At 59.8% G+C, this 5,854-nt stretch carries 8 protein-coding genes and 1 pseudogene; 7 read left to right on the forward strand and 2 right to left on the reverse strand.

Translation table 11 applies throughout. The features are described from left to right. The first annotated feature begins 65 nt into the window (after window positions 1–65). The 5 genes from QZ994_RS18280 to QZ994_RS18300 all read left to right on the forward strand — a co-directional run bounded on the left by QZ994_RS18280 (window position 66) and on the right by QZ994_RS18300 (window position 3,731). The gene (locus QZ994_RS18280) at window positions 66–1,094 is read left to right on the forward strand and encodes an SH3 domain-containing protein (RefSeq protein ID WP_290877025.1); all 1,029 of its coding nucleotides are present in this window, start codon (window positions 66–68) and stop codon (window positions 1,092–1,094) included. A gap of 490 nt (window positions 1,095–1,584) precedes the next feature. Continuing rightward, window positions 1,585–1,761: a hypothetical protein gene (locus tag QZ994_RS18285; protein WP_171010169.1), complete on the forward strand. Its 177-nt coding sequence runs from the start codon at window positions 1,585–1,587 to the stop codon at window positions 1,759–1,761. 408 nt (window positions 1,762–2,169) lie between these two features. Beyond that, the gene (locus QZ994_RS18290; RefSeq protein ID WP_290877032.1) at window positions 2,170–2,571 is read left to right on the forward strand and encodes a hypothetical protein; all 402 of its coding nucleotides are present in this window, start codon (window positions 2,170–2,172) and stop codon (window positions 2,569–2,571) included. 172 nt (window positions 2,572–2,743) lie between these two features. Next, window positions 2,744–2,974, forward strand: a complete 231-nt coding sequence (locus tag QZ994_RS18295; protein ID WP_137839898.1) for a hypothetical protein — start codon at window positions 2,744–2,746, stop codon at window positions 2,972–2,974. An 85-nt stretch (window positions 2,975–3,059) separates the two neighbouring features. Further along, a complete protein-coding gene (locus QZ994_RS18300; protein WP_133611275.1) occupies window positions 3,060–3,731 on the forward strand; it encodes a hypothetical protein in 672 nt (223 codons plus the stop codon). Window positions 3,732–3,757: 26 nt separating this feature from the next. Here the strand turns inward: QZ994_RS18300 and QZ994_RS18305 are convergent, their stop codons facing one another. Then, complete coding sequence (locus QZ994_RS18305) at window positions 3,758–3,973, reverse strand: hypothetical protein (RefSeq protein ID WP_137839897.1); 216 nt, start codon at window positions 3,971–3,973, stop codon at window positions 3,758–3,760. A gap of 392 nt (window positions 3,974–4,365) precedes the next feature. Here QZ994_RS18305 and QZ994_RS18310 point away from each other — a divergent pair, with 392 nt between their 5' ends. Both QZ994_RS18310 and QZ994_RS18315 read left to right on the forward strand, forming a co-directional pair. Further along, window positions 4,366–4,947, forward strand: a complete 582-nt coding sequence (locus QZ994_RS18310; protein ID WP_290877038.1) for a RadC family protein — start codon at window positions 4,366–4,368, stop codon at window positions 4,945–4,947. Window positions 4,948–5,133: 186 nt separating this feature from the next. Beyond that, a complete protein-coding gene (locus QZ994_RS18315) occupies window positions 5,134–5,439 on the forward strand; it encodes a hypothetical protein (RefSeq protein ID WP_137839895.1) in 306 nt (101 codons plus the stop codon). Window positions 5,440–5,460: 21 nt separating this feature from the next. On the opposite strand, the pseudogene QZ994_RS18320 reads toward QZ994_RS18315, so the two are convergent. Beyond that, window positions 5,461–5,757, reverse strand: a pseudogene (locus QZ994_RS18320) (hypothetical protein); the annotation flags it as partial. Between the last annotated feature and the right edge of the window lie 97 nt (window positions 5,758–5,854).

Genomic DNA, 5,854 nt, shown 5'->3' on the forward strand with positions numbered 1-5,854 from the left:
GCATCAAAAAGCAGCAGAGTAGGTTGAACACCTGGCTCAGTTTTAGATCGGCACACCCCTCATAAGTGGCTCAGTTTTCGGTCGGCGCCAACACCTCAGACCTCACCTCAGGCTGGCGCAAGCACATCGAAGCCCTTGGGCCCGTGGGTGACCTTCAACGCATCTTGGGCCAGCACGCGAGACTTGGCGCGCATGCTGCGGCGATCCGCGAGGCGCAATTGAGTCACGCGCAGATGTTGGGCAAACCATACGCCGACATCCTTGCCTCGGCCCGCTCAATTGCAGGTAACACGGCGCTGTTTGGCGACCTTCAACGACAAATTGACGCCGCGTCGAGCGGCGTTTCGGTTGAGTTGATGCGGATGGTTGACGAGATGTCTAAAGGCACCGCATTACGGGCGGCGATGGACATGGCCAAGGCATGGAAGGACCCATTCGAAGACATCCGAAAGAGCCTGCTGGCACATCAAGCACCGTTTCAAGGACTGACTGAAAAGGCGCTCGTCGATTCCATCGCCAGGTCAGGCTTTCACGACAGCCTCAAGAGCACCGATTTCAGCGCCGTTTGGCAGGAGTTGGACGCCAAACTCAAGGCACAAGCATCCTTGGCGATGCAGACCATTGCACACGAGGCTGCTGAACAAGCCACCCCAGAAGCTGCACTTCAACAAATCCTGGCGGCCATCGCCCAGACAAGCGAGCCCAAGCTGCAGAAGGTGCTGTGGCTCATCGTTGTTCCCATGGTGTTTCTGCTGCTCAACGCGTTCTTGGCGCCTATCGGCGACTTCTACGTCAAGAAGTTGCTGGAAGAAAAGCCTCGCCAAGATGCGCACAAAGCGGTCAAGCAAGCTGCCTCGGATACCGTGGGTGATCTGCGGCTCTTGAGCGACCACCGCTACGTTGCCGCCAAGTCCCTGATGGTTCGCTCAAGCGCATCGGCCCGGTCCCCAGCCATAGGTCAGCTTCACTTTGGCCAAGCCGTGCATGTTCTACAGAAAACCAAGGATTTCACGCTCGTTTCATGGACCAGCCCTGACCATGCATCCAGCGTGCAAGGCTGGGTCTTTTCTCGGTATTTGAAACGCTTTGACTGAGCTTCGCTTCGGCAAAAATCTGTCGCCCATGCGTCATCGCCACCTAGGGCGCTGTTGCTTGCTCAGACCAATTTGAGCGCCAATCGGCCACGGAAAAGCGATGCCATTTGCCAAGCCTTGTTGATGGTGCTTCCTGTCACCTTGGCTTCATGGATTGAGAAAAATGCAGAGGGAATCGATACTGCAACGGCTAACTGTGGACATCGCGTTCACGAAGCCTTCAATGGAGATTTCGGTCTCCCTGAAGTCCAGCCATGCTGGCGTCGCAGTCGTGACCTGCCTTGTAGAAGCTGAACCTCGGTTCAGCTAGGCCATGTCAATGGCCTTGTGCCTCGTTCAGCCCTCATGCTGAACACCGTGTCATCGGCGCACCTCACCGTGCCGCCGCCGAGCCGCTTCAACCGCCAAGGCTGAAGCATTCCAAGTTGGGGAACCACCATGTTCCCCATCGGGACGAGGCGTTCCCCTTCACACCCTGAAGGAGAACGTCATGAACGCATGCCCTCATGCGATAAGGGAAACGCGCGCCATCTGCGTGCTGTTGGGTGGCTCCGGGCTTGCCCGCGAGCCTGTGATCCGTCCTGCAGTGCTACCCGCATTGCTGAAGCCTGCGCTGCCTGTCTCGCGACAGGTCGAACAGGTCATGGCTTACCGTGCTGCCGCCTGAACCACTTGACTGTGGTCCAGCATCAGCACATTGACACCGTGGCGATTGACCTCGCCTGCAGTTCGGGTCGAACACGAAATGACGCGCAGACCTCCCCGGTCTCGCCCAACTTGTGTTCACCCGCGTTCGCATCCCATTGAAGTCAAGCCCGATTGATCGGGAGCCCTCGACTTCATGGGATGTGAACCGTCTTTCATGTGCCTCGGCCATTCGGCTGTGCTGCACTTCCACGCAACCCTTTGGGGGAGTCCACCGTCTCCCCGCCGGGATAGGTGTGCCCTCCTCCTTTCTGGAGTTCACACCATGAATCATGAAGCGTCTCGCGCTCGCCCCAAACGCAGCTGTGTCGAAATTGAGGAGTCTCGTGCCTGGATGGGCTTTTACCGCCGAGTGGGTCAGGACCCCGTCATGGCCGCCGAAGTCATGGCCCAGTTGGAAGCTGACCCGATGATGAAGCGTAACCACCTGGCCCTGTACCTGTGCTGCAAGCAATCCTTGCGGACACACAAAGCCACAGCCGCACGCAACAGGCGCATCGGTCAGTTCGTGCGTCGGCTGTTCCATGGCGTTTTTATTGCGCCAGCTTTGGCACTTCGCCACATGCTGCGCCAAGGCGGCGACATCGCCGTTGAATGCCTGCCACCTACTGCCAACGAACCGGCAGCAACCCAAGTCAAGCGCCTGAAGAAAGCGCCGGAGTTTGCCCAGGCTCAATCGTCTTTTGAAGCTCAAGCTCCTGTGCCCAAGGACGCGCCATCCGCCACGTCGGGAGAGCCGTCAAAGCCCAATGCTGTGTCTCAAACAGCCTGATTCCCCGCACGTCAAGACCACCGCGTCTTGACCGTGCCGGGGCCAGCGCCCTGGCCCTGCCCAGATCGACCCACGCGCCTGCCCATCTGCTGGTGGTGCATGCCGCGTTCCCCCCCATTTCGCCTGCATCTGCCCGAGTGGCAGTGCGGCACACCCACGGAAGGAATTTCCCATGACCACTGCAACCGACGCCTTGTGCGCCATCGAGAAGCGTTCCCACCGGGCCATCGTGCAGGAACTGCGCTTGCTGATCAAGGAAGTGCAGGCCCTTCAGCCTGGCCTGGCAGGTGATGACAGCGCACATGCCCATGCACTGCTGCTGAAGCTGGAGCACCTCCGACAAAGCCAAGTGGTGGACAGCGTCTGCGATCAGCCCCCCATCCGGTTGGCCGCGCAAGGCTGATACCGACCTGATAGCGACACAACACGCCTGCGGGGCCACGGCCCGAGCGGTGGTGCGTCCCCAGGCTTCCACACAAGGAATCCTCATGACCACCGTCACACTCAACCTGGAGCAAAAGCTCTATGTCATCACGGAGCGATCAGGCCACAGTTGCTTTGGCTTTGACAATGCTCGCGATCATGCCAATCAGATCGCACAGCAACTCGACCAAAGCCACCTGGCCTTTGCGCCAGGCGACTACGCCACGCTGGCGGGCTATCAGAAATACCTGACGGCCACAGCCGCATGGGGCCGATCCCCACTGAACCACCGCACCTACTTTGCGCCCGGGACCGATCCCAAAGCGGCCAAGGTGCTGGAGTCCTATCGCCGAACTGGCGAGAAGATCCGCCTGATACTTGGCGACCTGGCCACGGGTGAACCGTGGCTTGATGAGCATGGCGTGGTCGGCCGCATTGGCCGATCTGGCGGCATGCTCAAAATCCCCTTGCTGGTCGAGCCTGGCGAGTCAGGTGGCGGCGCCATTTTGACCGACTGCATCCTGTGCCTGGTGGACTGGCAGACCGGCAACACGCCGTATCGGCATCCAGCCTATCGCGAGGCCAACTTGAGCCTGTCGCCCAATGAATGCCCTGACCTGCCATGGGCCGTGAGGCGAGGCAGCGATGCCATCGCTTGTTTCGCGGACATCGGCAAGGCCGCTGCCTACCTGGCCTTCATGCGCGGCGCCACCATCGAGCCACGTGTCTTTGCTTGATGAACCGCCAGGCGGCGTGCTCCATGCTACGCCGCTGAACGGCATTGCTGGTACTCCCGGTCGATCAGCCAATGCAGAAACTGGGTGTCCCTGGAGACGCCCCAATAGTGCGCCTTGCATTGCGCGATGTAGGCATCCAGGTCAGCCAGCGTGCGGATGCCGGCAGGCTCCAAATCGGTGATCAGCTTGAAGCGCTCAATCTCTCGCCGAGTGAGCCGGATATGGAGGCCAGAACGGATCATGGTCGTGCTCGTTGCATGGGTTCGAGTCGCCATCTTGGCGAAATTTCAGGCCCGTGTCACGGCTTTGGCTACCCACTGAAACAAGATTTCTGTACTTAACTTCAAGTGATATTCAGCTGTCACCCGGGCGTGCATTCCACAACTCCCCGGTTCTGTGGGCCCTTGTCCATGGCATGCAGAGGTCAAGGCTTGAGCGCTTCCGACCATCACGACACACTGCCCACTGCTACCTGCATTCCATCGCGGAATGCGCTCCCGACCTTGCGTCGGCGTCGCAGTCGTCACCTGCCTCATTGACCGTGCTGGCCTCGCGTCAGCACATCCCGAGCGGGAACCTCCATCCCCTCGGGACAGGACGTTCCCGCTTTTCCTTTTTTGTGAAGGAGAAATCCGTGAATGTCACCCACTTGTCCAGTGCCGAACTGGTCAGCGAGTTACTCGCCGCACCTGTTCGCCAAGCTCCCCTCCCTTTGCCCCGCGCCTGCGATGCAGCAGCCACATACCAGGCCGTTGAGCACGCTCCCCCTGAGCTGGCCCACAAACTCAGCATCGCACGTGAGCTGCCGCTGCGAGACATGCGCGCCAAAATGCTGGATGGACCGGTCATGGCGTCACCCAAGGTTGTCAAGGACTGGTTGTGCATGTACTGCGCCGGTTTGGAGCACGAGGTGTTCCTGGTGCTGTACCTTGACGCCCAGCATGTTCTGATCGAGGCCGAAGAGATGTTCCGGGGCACATTGACCCAAACGTCTGTTTACCCTCGTGAGGTCGTCAAAAGCGCGCTGGCCCACAACGCGGCATCCGTTTTGTTGGCCCATAACCACCCGAGCGGTCAATTGTCGCCAAGCAGTGCAGACGAACTCTTGACCCAGACGCTGAAATCCTCTTTGATGATGGTGGACGTGCGCGTGCTCGACCATTTCGTCGTAGGAGGCGACCGCGTCCTGTCTTTTGCGGAACAGGGCTTGCTGTGAATAGGGCAGCCACATCCTCCCAACAGCCACCACCTTGTCATGCATGTGATGGACAAGGTGTCTTGTTGGGCTCACTGGGCCGCTTGCGCTGGTTCCGCTGTCGGAATTGTGGGATGGACTTCCAACGCCCGCCCCGCAAGACTGTGCGTGAACCGAGTCCCCGCTCTCGCCAAGAAGGAGTTCGCCTTGGATAAACTCATCGTGACCAGGCTGTTGGAACTGGTTGAGCCTCTCGTCGCCCTGTCGATTAGCCACTTGACGGCGACCACACGCCAGAAGCTTGCCAATGACGACTTGTCGGTCAACGTGTACCCGAACGACTATGGTGGCTTCGTCTACGTGGGCGACCCACCCTACACGGTGCCCGCTGAGAGCGATATGGCCACGATCTTCGAAGCAGCCAGATTGGCTGGCATCGTCTGGCTCAAGTTCGACAGCGATGCAGCCATCGTGGACGGGCTGCCGATTTTCGAAGAGACCGATCCCCTTTGACCCCCACCGGGCGTCGCGCCCTCAGGCCGACGCCCATTTTTTTGCGCCATCTACAGTCACCCCGCGATCGCGCATCGCATCCAGGTCGATCACGGCGTCGGCCATGGCGGTCAACTCCGGCGTTTGCGACACAAAAAACTCCCGCTGGTAGCCGCCCACGCGCAACACCTCGCGCTTCATGGCCATGAACATGCGTTTGCGCTCCGGGTCCAGCGCCCCATCGGCCTCGTCAGAAAACAAGGCGTCGTAGCGCCGACCTGCATGCTGCGCCAGGTACAGCGCCACCGCCCGCGTCAGGCACTCGTTGACCCACACGCGTGTTGGCGCCGACCGAAAACTGAGCCACTTATGAGGGGTGTGCCGATCTAAAACTGAGCCAGGTGTTCAACCTACTCTGCTGCTTTTTGATGCAGCG

It is taken from the genome of Aquabacterium sp. (genome assembly GCF_021768455.1).
Classification (GTDB): Bacteria; Pseudomonadota; Gammaproteobacteria; order Burkholderiales; family Burkholderiaceae_C; genus Aquabacterium.